Origin of the sequence: Alteromonas sp. Cnat2-8 (assembly GCF_022348355.1) — a bacterium.
GTDB classification, from domain to species: domain Bacteria; phylum Pseudomonadota; class Gammaproteobacteria; order Enterobacterales; family Alteromonadaceae; genus Alteromonas; species Alteromonas macleodii.
This window is the reverse complement of the sequence record NZ_JAKREX010000002.1, coordinates 578,937-596,333: the sequence shown is the minus strand read 5'-3', so window position 1 is coordinate 596,333 and position 17,397 is coordinate 578,937. Positions and strand designations below refer to the sequence as shown.

General features: G+C 43.5%; 18 protein-coding genes. 10 read left to right on the top strand and 8 right to left on the bottom strand.

What is annotated here, in order from left to right; genetic code table 11:
* Nucleotides 1-29: 29 nt before the first annotated feature.
* The 4 genes from MHN00_RS06750 to MHN00_RS06735 form a co-directional block, all read right to left on the bottom strand.
* Nucleotides 30-812, bottom strand: coding sequence for an RNA methyltransferase (locus tag MHN00_RS06750; protein ID WP_168534286.1), 783 nt, complete (start codon nt 810-812; stop codon nt 30-32).
* Nucleotides 813-988: 176 nt separating this feature from the next.
* Nucleotides 989-1,294 (bottom strand): hypothetical protein, encoded by a 306-nt coding sequence (locus MHN00_RS06745; RefSeq protein WP_014950273.1) that lies wholly within the window; start codon nt 1,292-1,294, stop codon nt 989-991.
* Nucleotides 1,295-1,298: 4 nt separating this feature from the next.
* The gene (locus MHN00_RS06740; RefSeq protein ID WP_014950274.1) at nt 1,299-1,580 is read right to left on the bottom strand and encodes a hypothetical protein; all 282 of its coding nucleotides are present in this window, start codon (nt 1,578-1,580) and stop codon (nt 1,299-1,301) included.
* 144 nt (nt 1,581-1,724) lie between these two features.
* Nucleotides 1,725-3,758: an aminotransferase class V-fold PLP-dependent enzyme gene (locus MHN00_RS06735; protein WP_239257948.1), complete on the bottom strand. Its 2,034-nt coding sequence runs from the start codon at nt 3,756-3,758 to the stop codon at nt 1,725-1,727.
* 363 nt (nt 3,759-4,121) lie between these two features.
* Between MHN00_RS06735 and MHN00_RS06730 the strand changes: the two genes are divergently transcribed.
* The 3 genes from MHN00_RS06730 to MHN00_RS06720 all read left to right on the top strand — a co-directional run bounded on the left by MHN00_RS06730 (nt 4,122) and on the right by MHN00_RS06720 (nt 5,293).
* Nucleotides 4,122-4,322 carry a hypothetical protein gene (locus MHN00_RS06730; RefSeq protein WP_239300739.1) on the top strand — a complete coding sequence of 67 codons (201 nt, stop codon included), beginning with the start codon at nt 4,122-4,124 and terminating at the stop codon, nt 4,320-4,322.
* A 1-nt stretch (nt 4,323) separates the two neighbouring features.
* Entirely contained in the window at nt 4,324-4,530 is a 207-nt protein-coding gene (locus tag MHN00_RS06725; RefSeq protein WP_239300737.1) for a hypothetical protein, read from the top strand.
* A gap of 106 nt (nt 4,531-4,636) precedes the next feature.
* The gene (locus MHN00_RS06720; protein ID WP_014950278.1) at nt 4,637-5,293 is read left to right on the top strand and encodes a crotonase/enoyl-CoA hydratase family protein; all 657 of its coding nucleotides are present in this window, start codon (nt 4,637-4,639) and stop codon (nt 5,291-5,293) included.
* Between the two features lie 58 nt (nt 5,294-5,351).
* On the opposite strand, the gene MHN00_RS06715 is transcribed toward MHN00_RS06720, so the two are convergent.
* On the bottom strand, nt 5,352-5,867 hold the full coding sequence (locus MHN00_RS06715) for an Mpo1-like protein (protein WP_239300735.1): 516 nt from the start codon (nt 5,865-5,867) through the stop codon (nt 5,352-5,354).
* Nucleotides 5,868-6,045: 178 nt separating this feature from the next.
* Here MHN00_RS06715 and MHN00_RS06710 point away from each other — a divergent pair, with 178 nt between their 5' ends.
* From MHN00_RS06710 to MHN00_RS06690, 5 genes are all read left to right on the top strand, one after another.
* Nucleotides 6,046-6,909 (top strand): META domain-containing protein, encoded by an 864-nt coding sequence (locus MHN00_RS06710; protein ID WP_239300734.1) that lies wholly within the window; start codon nt 6,046-6,048, stop codon nt 6,907-6,909.
* Between the two features lie 677 nt (nt 6,910-7,586).
* Nucleotides 7,587-9,053 (top strand): betaine-aldehyde dehydrogenase, encoded by a 1,467-nt coding sequence (betB, locus tag MHN00_RS06705; protein ID WP_014950281.1) that lies wholly within the window; start codon nt 7,587-7,589, stop codon nt 9,051-9,053.
* Between the two features lie 18 nt (nt 9,054-9,071).
* Nucleotides 9,072-10,724: a choline dehydrogenase gene (betA, locus tag MHN00_RS06700; protein WP_239257952.1), complete on the top strand. Its 1,653-nt coding sequence runs from the start codon at nt 9,072-9,074 to the stop codon at nt 10,722-10,724.
* Nucleotides 10,725-10,894: 170 nt separating this feature from the next.
* On the top strand, nt 10,895-12,112 hold the full coding sequence (locus MHN00_RS06695; RefSeq protein WP_239300733.1) for a BCCT family transporter: 1,218 nt from the start codon (nt 10,895-10,897) through the stop codon (nt 12,110-12,112).
* A gap of 138 nt (nt 12,113-12,250) precedes the next feature.
* Nucleotides 12,251-12,973 (top strand): TorF family putative porin, encoded by a 723-nt coding sequence (locus MHN00_RS06690; protein WP_239300732.1) that lies wholly within the window; start codon nt 12,251-12,253, stop codon nt 12,971-12,973.
* Nucleotides 12,974-13,091: 118 nt separating this feature from the next.
* Here MHN00_RS06690 and rlmF read toward each other — a convergent pair whose 3' ends face one another.
* Together rlmF and soxR are read right to left on the bottom strand one after the other, a co-directional pair.
* On the bottom strand, nt 13,092-14,072 hold the full coding sequence (gene rlmF / locus MHN00_RS06685) for a 23S rRNA (adenine(1618)-N(6))-methyltransferase RlmF (protein WP_239300731.1): 981 nt from the start codon (nt 14,070-14,072) through the stop codon (nt 13,092-13,094).
* A 6-nt stretch (nt 14,073-14,078) separates the two neighbouring features.
* Entirely contained in the window at nt 14,079-14,555 is a 477-nt protein-coding gene (gene soxR / locus MHN00_RS06680) for a redox-sensitive transcriptional activator SoxR (RefSeq protein ID WP_014977126.1), read from the bottom strand.
* A 106-nt stretch (nt 14,556-14,661) separates the two neighbouring features.
* Between soxR and MHN00_RS06675 the strand changes: the two genes are divergently transcribed.
* A complete protein-coding gene (locus MHN00_RS06675; protein WP_069944783.1) occupies nt 14,662-15,042 on the top strand; it encodes a VOC family protein in 381 nt (126 codons plus the stop codon).
* A gap of 160 nt (nt 15,043-15,202) precedes the next feature.
* Nucleotides 15,203-16,546, top strand: coding sequence for a M24 family metallopeptidase (locus tag MHN00_RS06670; RefSeq protein WP_239300730.1), 1,344 nt, complete (start codon nt 15,203-15,205; stop codon nt 16,544-16,546).
* Between the two features lie 204 nt (nt 16,547-16,750).
* Here the strand turns inward: MHN00_RS06670 and MHN00_RS06665 are convergent, their stop codons facing one another.
* Nucleotides 16,751-17,218 (bottom strand): hypothetical protein, encoded by a 468-nt coding sequence (locus MHN00_RS06665; protein WP_014950289.1) that lies wholly within the window; start codon nt 17,216-17,218, stop codon nt 16,751-16,753.
* Nucleotides 17,219-17,397: the final 179 nt, after the last annotated feature.

The following is a 17,397-nucleotide window of genomic DNA, read 5'->3' as shown; positions in this document are numbered from 1 at the left end:
CTATCGTAATCGAGTTGAGAGGAGTGTGCTTAACGGGTTAATTCATAAGCGCAGATATTCACAGCGCTGGCTAAGTTTAACGAGTCAATCTTACCGCTTCCCGCAATGGTATACGCCGTTGCGTTTAGCTTTGATAGTGCGTCAACAGGCACGCCACGGGCTTCGTTACCAAACAGATAACACTGATAATCACCAAAGGTGTTAGAGGTGATATTACTACCATTCATATCCAAGAAAGCGAAACGTTCGAACCGCTCGCCTAGGCTTTCAAGCGCTACGTTTAATTCCATGTTCACATGGAAAATAGCCCCCATACTCGAGCGTACAGCTTTCGAGTTATAAGGGTCCACACTGTTCGGGCTTAGTAATAGCGTAAAATCCCCAAACCACGCTAGCGTTCTTAGTATGGTGCCTAAGTTGCCGGGGTCTTGAACTTCATACAAATAAATGTACTTTTCGGCACTGGATTTGTTTGCTGAAATGCTGGTTTGTGACCGCTCTGAATATAACGCGGAGTTAGGAAGTGGAACGCGAGCAATAATACCTTGAGGTGACTTAGTATCGCTGAGTTGCTGCATTTGTTGAGACGATACCGTTTCTACCTTCATATTAGAGACTGAAGAATCAAGTTTTTCTTTCAGCCACGCCTCATAATCAGCTGTCACATAAAGGGTTATATCACCTAATGTACTGCTGTCATGCTGAGCAACATTAATTAACTCTAAAACTAAGTGCTCTCCTTCCACCAAATAGAATCCGAACTGCGTTCTAAATTTCTTTTGATGAAGCTTTTTCACGTCACTTAGTTTCATTTGCACTGCCCTTTTTATAACTTTCGGCGCAAGTGTAAGGTATGAAACCCAAAACGCAAAGCGGCAACGCTTAATAGTGAAACAAATAATGAGAGAAAAAGATTGTAGTGGAGAAATACAGGATAAAGGGGAGTATCAAAAAGGCGTTTCAAATATACTTGTAAACGCCTTTTTAATTACCGAGATACCAAGACACCTAAAGCGTTCCAACGTTTGCGTGGCTCACCAATTGGAATACATAAGCAGGCCTCTTCTTTTTCACTTGGTAAAATCTGACATACAACATTTGCACTTTTAAACTCGTGAGCAAGTTCTGTTGCAAATATTTCCGTCACACCTTCCACCAGCACAAACTCGTTTTGCTTTTTCAACGCTGTAGCCAACTCTTCTACCGCTTTTAGTGAAAGCGGCCATAAAGTACGCAATACTCTTAACGATGCAACTGAGGTGATATCGCCACCAAGAATTTGTACTTTAAACATTGAATTACTCGTCTAATGTTGTTGCTTCTTGAGTATCATCACTCGTTGACGCTAATGATGTGCCAGCGGCAAATCCACCTGCGCCTGCTAAACCAATACCAACGACACCAACTCCGATTTCACCAAGCGTTGCAGCGCCCGCAAGAGCAATGGGCACAGTTGCTAACCCTGCTGTGCCAACAATGGCAATACCCAAACCAATCATAGCAATGCCAACGCCTAGCTGCTCCCAACCATCAAAGCCGCCGGACACCATTTCAATTTCACTTGTATTTAACTCTTTCATTTACATTTCCTTGTTTTATTAGGCTTCCATTCGAAGCCAAAAACAGGGTAAAAAATGGAATAACAAATAGAAACTGTTCGATGGACGGGTTTTAACACTTAAGAGCTAAAGCACCGTCCAAACTGGTTTGGTTCGCTTTTTTTCCTACTGTTGGTCAGCTACAACATAAATTTCACCGTCGTAAATACCTTGGACGGTAAGCTTCTGGCTTGCCAGTGCCTGAAGGTAATCAATATGCGCTTGTTCCACTTTCTGTCCAGGAACAATAAGCGGAATACCAGGCGGATACGGTGTAATTAAACCTGCTGCAGTGCGTCCAACGCTGTTTTGCCATGGAATGGCTTCCCTAGGGCTGAAAAACGCTTTTGACGGAAGGTCGTCTAAATGAATTGGCGGAATGTCTGCCGGTAACGGACTCTTGCTCTTGCGCTTGCTTAGGTTAACGGCGCCATCATCAAGACGTTTTAACGCGTTGTATAGCCTTACAATTTTAGAGCGCATTCCACCTAGCGTAAGCAGTACTAGAATAGTGCTATGAGTAAACTTCTCGATTTCTAAACCAACTTCGTCCATTAAGAAACGATGTATTTCTTGGTTTGAATAATCAAGCGCCGATACGTCAATTAAGATTTTAAGCGGATCATGCCCAATGTTGTCACTTTCAAAGTGAGAAAACATATTCGCAAAGTCACTAGGCGAAAGTATTTTAAGTCGCTTAAACTTGGCCATTTGCGATTTGAGTTCGGCAACATTGCTCAATAGCTCATTAAGGATTTTGTAGCCTTCCATTTCCAGCTGCTGACGACATACATCAAGCGAGGCAATGAGTTGATACTTGGGCGAGGTACTGGTGTGAATTGCAAACACTTCTTTAAAAAAGTCTTTATCGAAATCTGGATCGTTTACATGAATAAAGGATGCTTGCGAGAACGCCGACACCACTTTGTGCGCAGAGTGAGTAATATAGTCTGCCCCAGCGGCGATAGCAGAGTAGTCACGCAATGCAGGGTGGAACAAGGAATACGCAAACCATGCTTCGTCAATGAACACTTTAATGCCATGCTCATGGGCTAAATTTACGACTTGCTTAAGGTCAGTCAATAACCCGTCGTAGGTACAGCCCGTCAAAACGATAAGTTTAGCGTCAGTATTTTCTTCAATAAGCTGCTTAATTTGCGCCATTCTAGGCGGTGAGAAAATACCGTATTCAGGGTTAAATACACTGTCTAAATACACCGGCATGGCTCGCGCCTGAATAATGCCGTAGTGCACTGACTTGTGGCAGTTTCTGTCGGCAATTACTTTGTCGCCTTCGCGCAACAGCGTCTGCAAAATGATTTTGTTTGATGTCGAAGAGCCGTTCGTGACGAAATAGGAATGGCGAACTTCAAATGTATTCGCGACAGCGGCTTGCGCTTTCCCGATAGCGTGAGTGCCATCTGATAGTGAGCCCAGCGAGTCTACGCTTACCGATAAGTCACTAACAAACACGTTACGACCAAAGAAGCGATAAAAATCACTGATATAGGGTGAATTTCTAAAGCTTGCGCCACCGCTGTGACCTGGCGTATGCCACGAGTCATTAGACTCTACCACATAGTCTTTGTATTCAGTCCAAAACGGCGTTTCGTTTCTATCATCAAAGTCATTGATGATATAACCCAAAATAGACTCTGGGTCTGAAATAATGTCGTTACGATAGAAGAACGATTCAATGCCATTGGCTTGGTTTACAATATCCAACCCTTTTACTGCATCGCCTAAGACATACACGGGGAGTTCAGGGCGAATGCGTTTAATGGCGTCTATAACTCTGGCGTTATTATCAATAACAGCGTTGCGTGCGGACGACTTTTCGCCTGTGGTTTTCTCGTTCGCGTTTTGTGAACTAACGCTTTCGGCTGCGGGGCTCGTATTTTCATTAAGTACGCCATTTAAAGGTACTACGTCTGTTAGCTCTTTGACCTTCGCCACCACATCCCAGCTAAATACCACAGCCTGAATGTCACCGTCTTCACGAACAAATTGTAGTGCTTTTGCAACGGAGTTCGCTTCAAGCAGGCTTATTTCAACGTCACTTCGGTCAAAGTAAGTGATGGTGTTGCCTATACTTGACGTAATTTGTTCCAATAAATCAACAGCATCTTCTATAACAAGAATTTTTAAATGAGGGCGCATTAACCAACCATGTAATTAATAATGAGCATTTAGCGCTAGGCTAAAACTCATAAAACTAAGAATCAATAAACTAAGAATCTATAAACAAAAACAGTAAAACTAAAAATAGTGTAACTCTGAATTTCACTGGTGTCGTGTAAACTCTTGCTATGTCGTAATAAAAGTGCGTAAACGAATTGGACGAGGGCTAAATCACGCATGCACACACCTTCCCTTCAGAACCAATTCCCACACGCTTATCTCTCAAAATCAACGGAGCACACGAAGAACCTACGCGAATTTCTACACTACGCGAAAAATGTGCTCCCTTCTATTGCATCTGCAAAGAAAAACGCCTGGCCAATACATCATGACCACTGCTTTATGCGAGTAATTTTAGACAAAATTGTCGGCTGTGCGTGGTATGAGGTCATTCCCTCGCCGGCCTATAAAAACCTAACCGACGAGCAAGCCAGCGCAGCGTTAAACCTCGCGAGACAGATAGCCACTGAGAGTGTCTCGCTTCACGTACTCAACCAATGCTCGAAAAAATGGCGCAATAAGCAGCTAAAACTGGAGTTTTAGTATGACAAAACGAACAACCATTAACGACGCAATTTTGATAGAGGAAGGTCAAGACCTAGAGCGAATTGTGAAAGACAAACGTGCGCAATGGCGGGCTAATAACGCGAAAGCGCGTCGCAGACAACGCCGATATAAAAAGAAGCTTATTGCAGAACTTCCGCGAATTATCACCGATATTCGTAGCGCATATACCGAAGATGAAGCCTAATGCACTATCATAAAAGAAATCAATTACCTACAATCACTGCTAGAAAGTTGCGCTTAACAAAGCGTAACGTAAATTAATTCCTACTAAGAAAGTGACAGGACATACCATGGCGTTTAATTTAGCTATTAATAACGATATTGCAGTAATCACCTTTGACGACGGAAAAGTTAACGCCGTTGGGTTTGAGCTTATTCAGCAGTTTAACGATGCCTTAGATGAAGCAGAGCAAAACGCAAAAGCGGTTGTATTACACGGTGGTGAAGGCAAGTTTTGCGGCGGGTTTGATTTATCGGTAATGAAAGCCGACGACAAAGCAAAACAACACGAGTTGGTGTCAAAAGGCGCTGAGTTAATCGTACGTCTTTATAGCTTCCCACTACCTGTAGTCGTTGCTGCAGAAGGTCATAGCATTGCAATGGGCGCAATTATGCTTATGGCTGCTGACCTGCGCATTGGTAAAGACGCAGATACTAAGTATGGTCTTAATGAAACCGCCATTGGTATGGTACTGCCGCCTTTCGGTATGGAACTAGCCAAAGCTAGACTAGCGAATACGTCTCAAACTGAAGCATTGCTTTTTTCACGTATTTATCAAGGCAGTGAAGCGGTAAAAGCGGGCTTTTTAGATGCTGCAGTACCTCAAGAGCAGGTATTAGCGACAGCCATGGGTTATGCAGAAAAGTTGAAGATGTTGCCTAGACAGTCTTTTGCTGAGTCTAAAATACAATTGCGTAAAGAGACAATAGCCAAGATGCAAGCCTAGGCCCTAGTTTGTAATAACGCGTTGAGACTTGTTACTTCAACGTGTTGTTTAGAAGTGATTACTTTACAGGGCCAGAACGGCGCTCTATCTCTTCTTTAAGTGCACTTCGAAGGCCTAGCTCAAAACTTAATTCCGCAAGCACAAATAGTGGTCCTATCGCCAGCCCCATTATGTCGTCGACAAACGCAGGCTTTTTACCCTCATAGTGATGACCAATGAACTGTAGCACCCAACCACCAATAAAAATACCAAGTGAGATAGCAAGCCATGTTCCCACTTCATTCTGTGCGATGGGTTGAGCGAAATAGACCATAGCCCCCGTGATAAGCGTCATCACTATGCCAAGTTTTATATCTAACTTAATGTAGAACGCATTACCAATAGCCCAAACAAAGAGCGCTGGGCTTATGATCATATCCCAAAAAATTGGCGCACTAACTGGAAACGCAGGCTTACTTAGTAGACAGAAAACCGAAAAAACAATTAGCGGAATACCGACGTAATGGGTGTATATGTTTCTTTGATCTCTGTGGTACTTGGCGTACTCACTCAAGTGCTGTTCTAAATTTTTCATACTGCGTCACCCATAAGTTATATCAAGGTGTTAGTTTACTCCGTTCATTCGCTTACGAACTGTCGTTTTGACGACAAAGTGGAGGTATAGTGGTGCTATTTGAGCTCAACGATTAAAGATGAACTTAGTTGGCTATCGCGAATCATAGTGAAATTGATTAAAAACAATTGGAGTTTTCATGACTTACAGGAAGTACCTTTGGGCTTTGACAGGTTCTGCGCTTCTTTCTTTGACAGCGTGCAGCTCGGTCTCCTCTCTCTATTCAAATGAAAGTGAAGATAGTGAAAAGCATACCGAAGGCAAACCACTTACGTTAGCGGACAGTCATTGGCAGGTTGAAAGTATAGACCGAGCAGGAATTATCGATTTCAGCCATGTTACGCTTAACGTAAATTCAAACGGAGACACTAGCAGAGTAAGCGGCAGTACAGGTTGTAATCAGTTTACCGGAGCGCTAGATGTTGATGATGCCGATACGGTATTTAGTGATAAAAGCTTAGCTGAATCCTTTTCCACTGATAAGCTCATTCTCACCAAAAAGGCATGTGCGCCTGCACTGATGAAACAAGAGCAACGCTTCATCGAAATGCTAGCCGCATCGGCAAGTTATTCGATAGTGGAAAATACTTGGTTGGTGCTTTACGACAGTAATGGCGATGAAACGATTAGAGCGATTGCTGCACAGATTTCTCAATCGACGACAAACAAATCGGCAAGTGCGACAAAAAGTAATGTTGATACGAAATTGTCTGACCTGGCTTCATCGCAAAAACAAGATGTGGTTGGCTCAAATGAACAAGAGTCGACCAAAACGTACAAATGTGAAACGCCTAATGCCAATCTCGCTACATTACGTGTAAATACGCTGGGGCCTGACACATTGGCTTTATCATTAAACCACACCCATCACATTGTGCAGTTATCACGTTCAGCATCGGGGGCAAAATACACCAACAACAAGAACGTAGTGTTTTGGAATAAAGGTGATGTTGCTACCCTATCGATCAACTCAGGTTATTACCATTGTAGTTTAAGCACCTAAAGCGAAATCGACGCTTACTTGTCTGTTTTAGGCTTAGTCTCTACCTTAATATTTACCTCACATGATGAAAGGGCCTCAGCTGCCCTTTTAACTTCTCTTTTCAACACTATCAAATTGCTTAGAGCAATTGCTTTTAGCCCCGCAAGGTTAACCCTTACCTCCAACTCAATTAGTTTCAGTTAAACATTTCCGCACCTTTAATTGGTCAATCAAAAAGGAATTAAGCATGGGGATAGCTAATTCTTTATATATTTAATGTTTACACTTTTACTATTTGAAATCATTCACTTACCAGCAAGTTTCGCAAGTTACTCCTAGCCATTCCGCTTCTGTAACAATGCTCACAAGTTGAAACAATAGTTAGAACACTATACAATTTATTTTTATTGAACGACCAATTAAAATAAAAACATCAGTAAAAAGACGTGCGACATTACGTCCTAAAACCTTCAATAATGCGTCATGGGCGCAGTAGGTAATGATGTTTTCACAGGGTGACTTTTACAAAGCGAAAGTGTTCTATTCGTGCAAGTTAGCAACTCAATAGAGAAAATAGTTTCAACACTATTCATCATTTTGAAACTATTTCTACGTATTAGGTATTCGTAATAGAAGTTAATTCGCAGTACCCGCAAATTGGCGAAAGTTTTAGTCCTTTTAAAAGTAGGAGTTTATGCATGTCATTACCGACTTATCAGAATTTCATTCACGGCAAGCCGATGGCAAACAAAAGCAAAGAAACCTTTGCTGTAACCAACCCCGCAACCGGTGAGGTAATTTACCACGTAGAAGTGGCTGATGAGTTTATTCAACAAGAAGCAATCAAAAGCGCTAAAGAAGGCTTTTCAGTGTGGTCAGCAATGATGCCAATTGAAAGAACCCGCATTCTTAATAAAGCGGTTGCATTGCTTCGTGAGCGTAATGACGAACTCGCTAAGCTTGAAGTACTCGATACCGGTAAGCCTATTCAAGAAGCCGACTGTGTTGATATTGAAACTGGCGCTGATGTCATTGAGTACTATGCCGGCCTAGCTCCTACTCAACTAGGTACCCAGCAACCTGTGGGTGGCGATTTCTTCTACACGCGCAAAGAAGCGCTAGGTATCTGTGCCGGTATTGGCGCATGGAACTACCCTATTCAAATCGCTTGCTGGAAATCAGGCCCAGCCCTTGCCGCAGGTAATGCGTTTATATTTAAGCCGTCAGAAGAAACCCCAATGGGTGCGCTTAAACTGGCTGAAATTTTCACCGAAGCTGGCGTACCTGACGGCGTATTCAATGTGGTTCAAGGCGCAGCACAAGTAGGCCAGTGGCTTACAAACAGCCCTGACATTGAGAAAGTATCGTTTACTGGTGAAGTAGGCACAGGTAAAAAAGTGATGCAAAGCGCCGCTGCGTCGAACTTAAAAGACGTGACAATGGAGCTTGGCGGTAAGTCACCGCTTGTGGTATTCGAAGATGCCGACATTAGCCAAGCTATCAGCGCCGCTATGCTTGGTAATTTTTATACCCAAGGTGAAATCTGCACTAACTGCACCCGTGTTTACGTTCAACGTTCTGTTTATCAAGCCTTTATTGATGAGCTTAAAGCCCGTACCGAAAACAACATTGTTATGGGCGATCCGCTTGACCCTAACGTAAACCTAGGCGCACTTATTTCTAAAAAGCACCAAGAGCTGGTACTTGGCTATATTGCCAAAGGAAAAGAAGAAGGCGCAACGCTGTTAACCGGCGGGAACGCTGCCTCTCCGGCATCTGCGCCAAATGGCTATTTTGTTGAGCCAACAATTTTCACTGACTGCACTGACGATATGACTATCGTTAAAGAAGAGATCTTCGGACCAGTAATGAGCGTGTTAGTTTTCGATGATGAAGACGAAGTGATCGCACGCGCGAATGACACTGAGCTAGGTTTAGCTGCCGGTGTATTTAGTAAGGATATCCAGCGCGCGCACCGCGTTATCCACCAGCTTCAAGCCGGTATTTGCTGGATAAATGCATATGGTAACTCTCCGGCTGAAATGCCTGTAGGCGGCTACAAACAGTCTGGCATTGGACGTGAAAATGGCGTTGAAACGCTTAATAGCTACACACAAACCAAGTCGGTTTATGTAGGTATGAGCCAAATTGAGAGCCCGTTTTAAGCCGCAGTAGGAGTACATATGCAGACATTTGATTACATTATTGTTGGAGCAGGTTCTGCCGGCTGCGTGCTAGCGAACCGCTTATCAGAAAACCCAAAGCACAAGGTGTTGCTTCTGGAAACCGGTGGCTCAGATAAAAGCATTTTCATCAAGATGCCAACGGCGCTGTCTATTCCTATGAATACCGACAAGTATGCGTGGCAATTCAACACTGAAAAAGAGCCCTATTTAAACAACCGTGAAATGCACTGCCCTCGCGGTAAAGTGTTGGGCGGCTCGTCATCTATTAACGGAATGGTATACGTACGCGGCCACGCTAAAGACTTTGATGAATGGGAAGCTCACGGCGCAGAGGGCTGGAATTATCAGGCGTGCCTCCCCTATTTCCAAAAAGCTGAAACCTGGTACAAAGGTAACGACGCGTACCGAGGTGGCAACGGTGAACTCGGCGTTAACAACGGTAACGAAATGAAGAACCCGCTCTATACGGCCTTCATTAAAGCCGGCGAACAGGCGGGCTACGACATCACTAGCGATTACAATGGCAAGCAGCAAGAAGGCTTCGGCCCTATGCATATGACCGTGAAAGACGGTGTACGCAGTTCGGCAAGCCGTGAATATCTTGACCCGGTAAAATCGCGTAAGAATTTAACTATAGTGACTGGCGCGCTGGTTACTAAAGTCGTGCTGGAAGATAAAGTCGCAAAAGGCGTTGAATATGTGGTGAACGGTAAAACCGAAACTGCCGCCGCCTCTAACGAAGTGATTTTAAGCGCCGGCTCTATTGGCTCGCCACACATCCTGCAGCTTTCTGGAATTGGCGACAAAGATATTCTTGAAAAAGCAGGTGTCGATGTTAAGCACCACCTGCCGGGTGTGGGTCAAAACCTGCAAGATCATTTGGAATTTTATTTCCAGTACAAGTGCAAACAGCCAATAACGTTAAACCGCAAACTGGGCTTAATTTCAAAAGGGTTGATCGGCGCTCGCTGGTTGCTTAACCGTTCTGGGTTAGGCGCTACGAATCACTTTGAATCTTGCGCGTTCATTCGCTCGAAAGCAGATGTGGAGTGGCCTGACATTCAGTATCACTTCTTACCTGCCGCTATTCGATACGACGGAAAGTCAGCGTTTGATGGCGATGGCTTTCAAGTGCACGTAGGTCACAACAAACCTAAAAGTAGAGGTAGCGTAACCCTTCAGTCGGCTAACCCGACAGTTCCGCCTAAAATTTTGTTTAACTATTTGCAGCATCCAGATGATATCGAAGGGTTTAGAGCATGCGTAAGACTTACACGAGAAATCATCGCACAGTCAGCATTCGACGACTTCAGAGACGGCGAAATTCAGCCTGGCGAGCACATTCAGACGGATGAAGAAATAGACGCTTTTGTGCGTGAAGCCGTTGAGAGCGCTTACCATCCATCATGCTCTTGCAAAATGGGTGAAGATGAGATGGCAGTGGTAGATTCTCAAACCAATGTTCATGGCATTGAAGGATTGCGAGTGGTGGATTCTTCTATCTTCCCCACAATTCCAAACGGAAACCTAAATGCGCCTACCATCATGGTGGCGGAAAAGGCGGCAGACATCATTCTGGGTAAACCCGCTTTGCCACCACAAAACGTGCCCGTGGATATTCACCCGCATTGGCAAACAGAGCAACGCTAAATTTTTAGACTATCTCGCACCAGTGTGCTTGTTGTTAAAACAAGCGCACCTTCCACAGTGCCTACACGCCGCCTTTACTATAAGGCTTTAATGTGTAGTTGGGTGGACTGTTTAATAACGAAAAAAAGGAAAAAACATGTTTCATTTTTATCAATATTGGGAGGGTGATAATGACAGTATGGCTTAGTGCAGGCATTATTTTCACTCTACTTTCTGTAGCCTATATTTTGTTTAAATGGGGCAACATGAAAGTGGTCGGCGTAACGCCAGTTAGAACCTTTACCTTTATTGCCATTCTCTTTACCTCAGGTTTGGACGTGGGCCTTATTATGTTCCCGCTCACTGAATTTGCTGGTTATGCTGACATAAGCGCAAGTCCTGAATATGCCTTCACCAATCCGCTCGCCATTGAGTTTGGGTTCTGGGGATTCTTAATTTGGGGATTCTACTTTCTTACTTGTTTTTATTTCTGCGTAATCGAACCGAAAGTAAAGTTCTTCGAGCTTACCGTTGTTAAGTTCGTAAACAACGTTGTAATCATCGGAACCTGTGCTTTCACGGCGTTTCTATTACTGTCTAACCTTCCGTGGTATTTACCGTCGATAGGCGACGGAGAATCTGTAGTGCCTGCGTTCTACCTGATTGTGTTTGCAGCCATTGCTTTTGCCGTATATTCGAGCACTAGCATTAAATACGTGCGTATTTTAAGCCTTACAACCACATGGGTATTCATCGCACTCATTGTTGGCATGTGGGCGGCAGCATTTGTATTTGGCGAAAGTCAGATAACGGCTTATTTTACCAACCTAGGTCTTATTGGTGGGTACTTTGCGAACATCGATAACTTCGTATTACCCATTAATGAGTATCACGAGTTCTATCTATTCTGGTGGTTCAGCTGGAGCATCATGATTGGTCAGTTTACGTCTCGTTTCGTGGGCGGTCTTAAAACTTATCAAGTCATGTTGGCTATGATGGTCATTCCATCTATCCCGATTGCGGCTTGGTTTTCGGTACTGTACCACTATCACAGTGCAGGTATTCCTACTGAGGGGATAACCAATTTAGCCATGGTGTGTGTGGGTGTCGTCTTTGTGATCAACTCACTTGATTCACTGATTAGACTGTACACAGATAATCTAAACATGACCGTTGAACGCATCGGTAAAGGCAATTACATTGCTCTCAATATCGTGGCGCTTTCGCTACTCACGCTGCTGTTCAAACTAGACTTCTTGCAAATTCAGTGGGTGGGTGCGTTAGTTATCGCTATCTTCTTTAGCTGCTTTGCTTTCATTCTAAGTCAGAAGTTTAAATCGGTGACGGCCATCAAAACATCGCCGAAAGAAAACAAAATCGACTTTACCAAGATAGAAAATCTCAACTAATTAAATCAATCACTTCTTACCTCATTAACATTGGCTCACTTTGAGCCAATGGAGGTAAGTGTTGCCCGAAACCGGCGTAAAAGCGCATTAACTAGGAAGCGGGCCAAATAAAACAACGATAAAAACAGGTGTTTAACAATGAAAAAATTGAATTCTTTCTTTACATCCACGCATATTTTCACAGTGGCTATTGTCGCAGCGTTATATTCTTCAGCTTCATTCGCTGATTGGAGCGCCAACATCTCTGTGGTTTCAGATTATACCTTCAACGGCGTTAGCCAAACGCAAAACGACCCTGCACTACAAGGCGGTGTTGATAAAGCATTTGATAACGGCACTTATGCAGGCACGTGGGCATCTAATGTAGATTTTGGTGGCGATACAAACCTTGAGTGGGATTTTTACGTGGGTCGTTACCAAATGCTAACCGAAACGGTGAGTTTGGACTACGGCATCGCTTATTATTCTTATCACGGTGGCGATGATTCAAGTGATGGCAATTACCCAGAGGTGTATACCAAGTTTGGTTATGCCAGTGACTACGGTAGCTCAGAACTAAACTTCTGGTACACGTGGGATTACTTTGGAACAGGCGCAAAACACGCTATCGCAATGGTTGCTCATACCTTTGAACTCGCACCCAACCATCATTTACGTGCAAGCTTTGACGTATCTAACTCACTAGACAGTGACAAGTGGCTGTGGAATGGTGATGACACCTCTTTCTACCACTACCGTTTGGCTTACCAAACGAGTTATGAAGGGTTCGATTTCGAAATTGCTGCTGAAAACACAAATCTTGATTTTGATACCGCCGATGAGCGCATTGTGTTTGGTGTGTCAAAAACCTTCAGCTTCTAAACGTTGAATTGGAAGGTGGTTCTTCAGAACAAGAGCCACTTTCCTTAGCAAATGCTATGCGTGCTCGCACTACGCTGCTTCAACTGTACTCGGTCAATTTAACTTAGCGATACGACGGTTAAAAAGTCCACGCAACAAAACGACTCAATTTACTTCCCTGTCCCATATCAATCACTTTACACTGCGCAGCACCGTAATAATCAATACTGGTTTTAATTGGTTTCAAATGGGCACTCTTCGACACCAAGCAGGTGAACCATTCTACATTGTCTTTTACAGAGACACTCTCTTTAACCATGCGCTGAATAAAGGCAAGTTCACCACCTTCGCACCACAGTTCATTCGCCTGGCCCGCAAAATTCAAGTTCGCGTCCTTACCTTGGTAAGCGGCATTTTTTCCTTGTAGCTTGGATGTACGATGCCCAAAACCTTGCTCACGATTATCGGTGAACTTCGCACCACTTCGTTTCTGTTTATTACGGGTTAAATTAGATGTCTTCCTTCGCGTGCCTGACAGCGCCTCTTGCGCAGACTTATGAAACGGAGGATTGCACATAGTAAACGTAAATCGTTCATTTGCTTCAATCACGCCGTTGAAAATACTTGCTCTATTCGCTTGTTTACGCACTTGGAATTTATGGGCTAACACACTGTTTTTACTAGCAATAGCTTTAGCACTTTTTACTGCGACGTCGTCAACATCACTCCCTACGAACGACCAGTCATAGGATGTAACGCCGATAATAGGATAGATAGCATTTGCGCCCACGCCTATATCAAGCCCACGAACGTTTTGATCTTTCCCCTGTTGACTCTGCTCCCCCTGCGCACTGCTTTTTAATAAATCAGCAATACCGTGGATATAATCTGCTCTTCCAGGTACAGGGGGGCATAAGTAGCCATCAGGAATATCCCAATATTCAAGGCGGTAGTAGTGATGAAGTAAGGCCGCATTAAGCACCTTCACCGCTTTTGGGCTGGTGAAATCTATACTGATATTGCCGCTTTTAGCACGAACGAGAAAAGACTTGAGCGCTGGGTATGTCTGGCACAGCGTATCCATAGGATAGCCGTTCTTGTGAAGATTTTTTGGGTGCATGAAGCGCTACTTTTTGTGTGAAACTAAGAACTGGGATTGCACGTTTTCATCGAGCAACTGGGCACCGCTACCTTGGGCTGCCACTTTATCGTCGGTATTGTAAAGCCTACAGCGGTCTAATGACAAACACCCACAGCCAATACAGCCTTCTAACGACGTCTTCAAACTGGTCAGCGCCGCAATTTTTGCTTCGATATGCTGATTAAACACCGTGCTTAATTTTGCCCAATCAGCTTGTGTTGGCGTTCTGTTGTCTGGAAGTGTAGACAACAGACTCTTTATCTCAGCAAGGGAATACCCCATATTTTGCGCAATCAAAATAAAGGAAACTCTGCGAATGACTGAGCGAGGAAATGCTCTATTTCCGCCATTTGTGCGCACAGAAGGAATTAGTCCTTCGTTGGCATAATAGCGAATTAATGAAACAGCATTGCCAGTACGTTTAGCAATAAAGCCAATGCTTACCATAGGTTCTGGTGCCATAACGCCCCTTTTCCAATTTCGAAATAGCGGTAAAAAAACGCTTGATCTAAAGTTAGCTTTAGATATTAAGCTGTTTTTCGTTGATTATCTACACAAGGAAAAACACATGACAACTGCATACTTAGAGCACGCGAATATCACCGTTGAAAACCCAGATGAGCTAGCCAGCTTACTTTGTACGCTATTTGGTTGGAAAGTACGGTGGAGCGGCGGCGCCAAAAATGACGGCTACACGGTGCACGTAGGAAACGATAAAGACTACCTAGCCCTTTACAGACCTAAAGCTATCAATGATATTGAAAGCGATTATAAAACCCTCGCCAATATCAACCACATCGGTATTGTTGTGCCTAATTTAGACGAAACAGAGCAGCGGGTTCTGGCACTAAATTTCAATACTTTTAGCCATGGCGATTATGAACCAGGTAGACGCTTTTATTTCATGGCTCAGCAAAACATAGAGATTGAAGTCGTTTCATATAACTAGGGCTATTAAGTGATACGCCTAGCTGAACTTTCAAATTTAGTGTTAGATTGACGTTACCTCACTCGTGCGCGTTTTACTTTGTATTTTTGTTTGCTAAGTTTGTTTACTAAAAATGAACGCGCACTGTGATCATTTTAATAATAATAGACAGGAAACATGGATGAGAAAGTTACTAGCGGTAAGTTTAGGTTTAGTAATGTTATCCCTATCGGCAAACGCATGGGCGAATAACATTCTTAGTATGAAACAGCGAAGCGAGCTGATTGATAAGATCACCGTTGAACGCTTCAATTCTGTGCTGCCCCAAATTATGGAGCGTGAAGGCATCGACATGTGGGTGTTAATGTCCCGGGAATACAACGAAGATCCCGTTTTAAAAACCATGTTACCTTCTACTTGGATTTCCGCACGACGTCATACCATGTTAGTCATTTATAACCCCGGCAATGGTCAACCGCTAGAACGTTTGGCTGTTGCAAGATATGCGGTAGGGTCACTATTTAAAAAAGCGTGGGATAAGGAAGCACAACCCGACCAGTGGAAGGCATTGAAACACGTTATCGAAGCCCGGAATCCCGTTAAAATTGCAATTAATACGTCTGATTCATTTGCGCTCGCTGATGGCATGACCTCTACCGAACACGATAAATTTATGGCCGTACTTCCTGAAGCGCTGAAAAGCCGCGTTGTAAGTGGCGAAAGACTCTCAATCGGTTGGCTGGAAACGCGCAGTGACCTTGAAATGCAGTATTATCCGGTACTTACTCAAATTGGTCATTCACTAATAGCAACGGCATTTTCAAATGAAGTTATAACCCCTAACGTGACAACTACAGACGATGTGGTATGGTGGCTGCGTGATCAAACGCGCGCTTTAGGGCTGACCAACTGGTTTCATCCTACTGTCTCAATTCAACGTAAAGACAGTGAAGTCTTCGACCAAATTACCGCGTTTAGCAAGCGTCCTGGTGAAAACATCATTCGGCCGGGCGATCTCATTCATGTCGATTTCGGCATTACTTACCTTCGACTTAATACTGATCAACAGCAGCATGCTTACGTGTTAAAGCCTGGTGAAAAAGACGCGCCAGCTTCACTTAAGGAAGCACTTAAATCTGGAAACCAGTTGCAGGACATTCTGACCGGTAATTTTAAAGTAGGCAGAACAGGTAACACTATTTTGAGTATGTCGCGACAGCAGGCTATCGAACAAGGCATTACACCCGCTATTTACACCCACCCGCTTGGTTTTCATGGGCACGCGGCAGGTCCAACGATAGGAATGTGGGATGCACAGGAAGGAGTACCAGTTCAAGGTGACTATCCAGTGTTTGCACAAACAGCTTATTCGATAGAACTCAATGCAGCAAGCTTTATTAAAGAGTGGAACAAAGAAATTAGAATTATGCTGGAAGAAGATGCATTTTTTGACGGTCAGTCAGTAACCTATTTAGATGGCAGGCAAACTGAGTTTCATTTGATTCATTCAGATGAAAACCAATAACTATAGGTGGAGCGTTACGCCTATTTTAAGGCCTATACAAAATGAAAAAACTGAACGGTGCGGCTAAAGGTTGGCCGATGCGAGAAGACTTACGTAGAATTAAATCAAGCGAAGCGTAAAGTGTCAGGCCTTTCGCCCTTTCAAGCGAAAGGCCATGAAACTGTACTAAATATTAGCAGTAGGTTGCTATCCTAAAACGCAGTCTTATTCAGCAGCAGTGCGAACAACTACGTTCTCTGCACTGTATTCGCGAACAAAATCAGACATTGTTTTGTGGTTACAAATAATATTCTCACCTTCCAAACCAAACTTCGCTAGTGCCGCTTCTTTACCTACTGAAAGCGCTTCTAGACAAGCCTGTGACGCAACATCTTGGTTTTTAGCAACAAGTGCTACAGTTTTCGCGTTTTCAGTCGCCTTGTTGTTTTTGTACATGTAAGCAAAAGTGCGAAGTGATTCGCCGTTGCAACGTACAGATGCACTGAACTCTTCTGCGTTAAAACCTTTTGAACGGATAAGACGCAATGCAGGACCAAAACCATCTTCAGCAGCAGTTAAACATGCTTGTGTTTCGATGTTGTCGTTAATTGGCTTTAGTACGACATCTTTTGCGAAAGATTGAGTGGCAGCAACAGATAGTGTTAGAGCAATTGCGAAAGTAGACAGTTTCATTTTTGAATTCCTATTTTGTAACTAAATTAGATATCACCTGAGTGATGAATACATTATGAACAATACTTTCAAAAAATAAAGTATTTTTCGTAATTTAATTACAGAAATAGCAAAATAAACAGACAGATCACGACAAAACTGAAAGTTATTTACAAAAACCAACATATTTTATATAAAAT

Excerpts from the sequence above, each read along its gene's own strand:
- MHN00_RS06670 (WP_239300730.1), top strand. The coding sequence starts at position 15,203 with ATGAGAAAGTTACTAGCGGTAAGTTTAGGTTTAGTAATGTTATCCCTA.
- MHN00_RS06710 (WP_239300734.1), top strand. The coding sequence starts at position 6,046 with ATGACTTACAGGAAGTACCTTTGGGCTTTGACAGGTTCTGCGCTTCTT.
- MHN00_RS06720 (WP_014950278.1), top strand. The coding sequence starts at position 4,637 with ATGGCGTTTAATTTAGCTATTAATAACGATATTGCAGTAATCACCTTT.
- rlmF (WP_239300731.1), bottom strand. The coding sequence starts at position 14,072 with ATGCACCCAAAAAATCTTCACAAGAACGGCTATCCTATGGATACGCTG.
- betB (WP_014950281.1), top strand. The coding sequence starts at position 7,587 with ATGTCATTACCGACTTATCAGAATTTCATTCACGGCAAGCCGATGGCA.
- betA (WP_239257952.1), top strand. The coding sequence starts at position 9,072 with ATGCAGACATTTGATTACATTATTGTTGGAGCAGGTTCTGCCGGCTGC.
- MHN00_RS06750 (WP_168534286.1), bottom strand. The coding sequence starts at position 812 with ATGAAACTAAGTGACGTGAAAAAGCTTCATCAAAAGAAATTTAGAACG.
- MHN00_RS06695 (WP_239300733.1), top strand. The coding sequence starts at position 10,895 with ATGACAGTATGGCTTAGTGCAGGCATTATTTTCACTCTACTTTCTGTA.
- soxR (WP_014977126.1), bottom strand. The coding sequence starts at position 14,555 with ATGGCACCAGAACCTATGGTAAGCATTGGCTTTATTGCTAAACGTACT.
- MHN00_RS06740 (WP_014950274.1), bottom strand. The coding sequence starts at position 1,580 with ATGAAAGAGTTAAATACAAGTGAAATTGAAATGGTGTCCGGCGGCTTT.
- MHN00_RS06675 (WP_069944783.1), top strand. The coding sequence starts at position 14,662 with ATGACAACTGCATACTTAGAGCACGCGAATATCACCGTTGAAAACCCA.
- MHN00_RS06725 (WP_239300737.1), top strand. The coding sequence starts at position 4,324 with ATGACAAAACGAACAACCATTAACGACGCAATTTTGATAGAGGAAGGT.
- MHN00_RS06665 (WP_014950289.1), bottom strand. The coding sequence starts at position 17,218 with ATGAAACTGTCTACTTTCGCAATTGCTCTAACACTATCTGTTGCTGCC.
- MHN00_RS06730 (WP_239300739.1), top strand. The coding sequence starts at position 4,122 with ATGCGAGTAATTTTAGACAAAATTGTCGGCTGTGCGTGGTATGAGGTC.
- MHN00_RS06745 (WP_014950273.1), bottom strand. The coding sequence starts at position 1,294 with ATGTTTAAAGTACAAATTCTTGGTGGCGATATCACCTCAGTTGCATCG.
- MHN00_RS06690 (WP_239300732.1), top strand. The coding sequence starts at position 12,251 with ATGAAAAAATTGAATTCTTTCTTTACATCCACGCATATTTTCACAGTG.
- MHN00_RS06715 (WP_239300735.1), bottom strand. The coding sequence starts at position 5,867 with ATGAAAAATTTAGAACAGCACTTGAGTGAGTACGCCAAGTACCACAGA.
- MHN00_RS06735 (WP_239257948.1), bottom strand. The coding sequence starts at position 3,758 with ATGCGCCCTCATTTAAAAATTCTTGTTATAGAAGATGCTGTTGATTTA.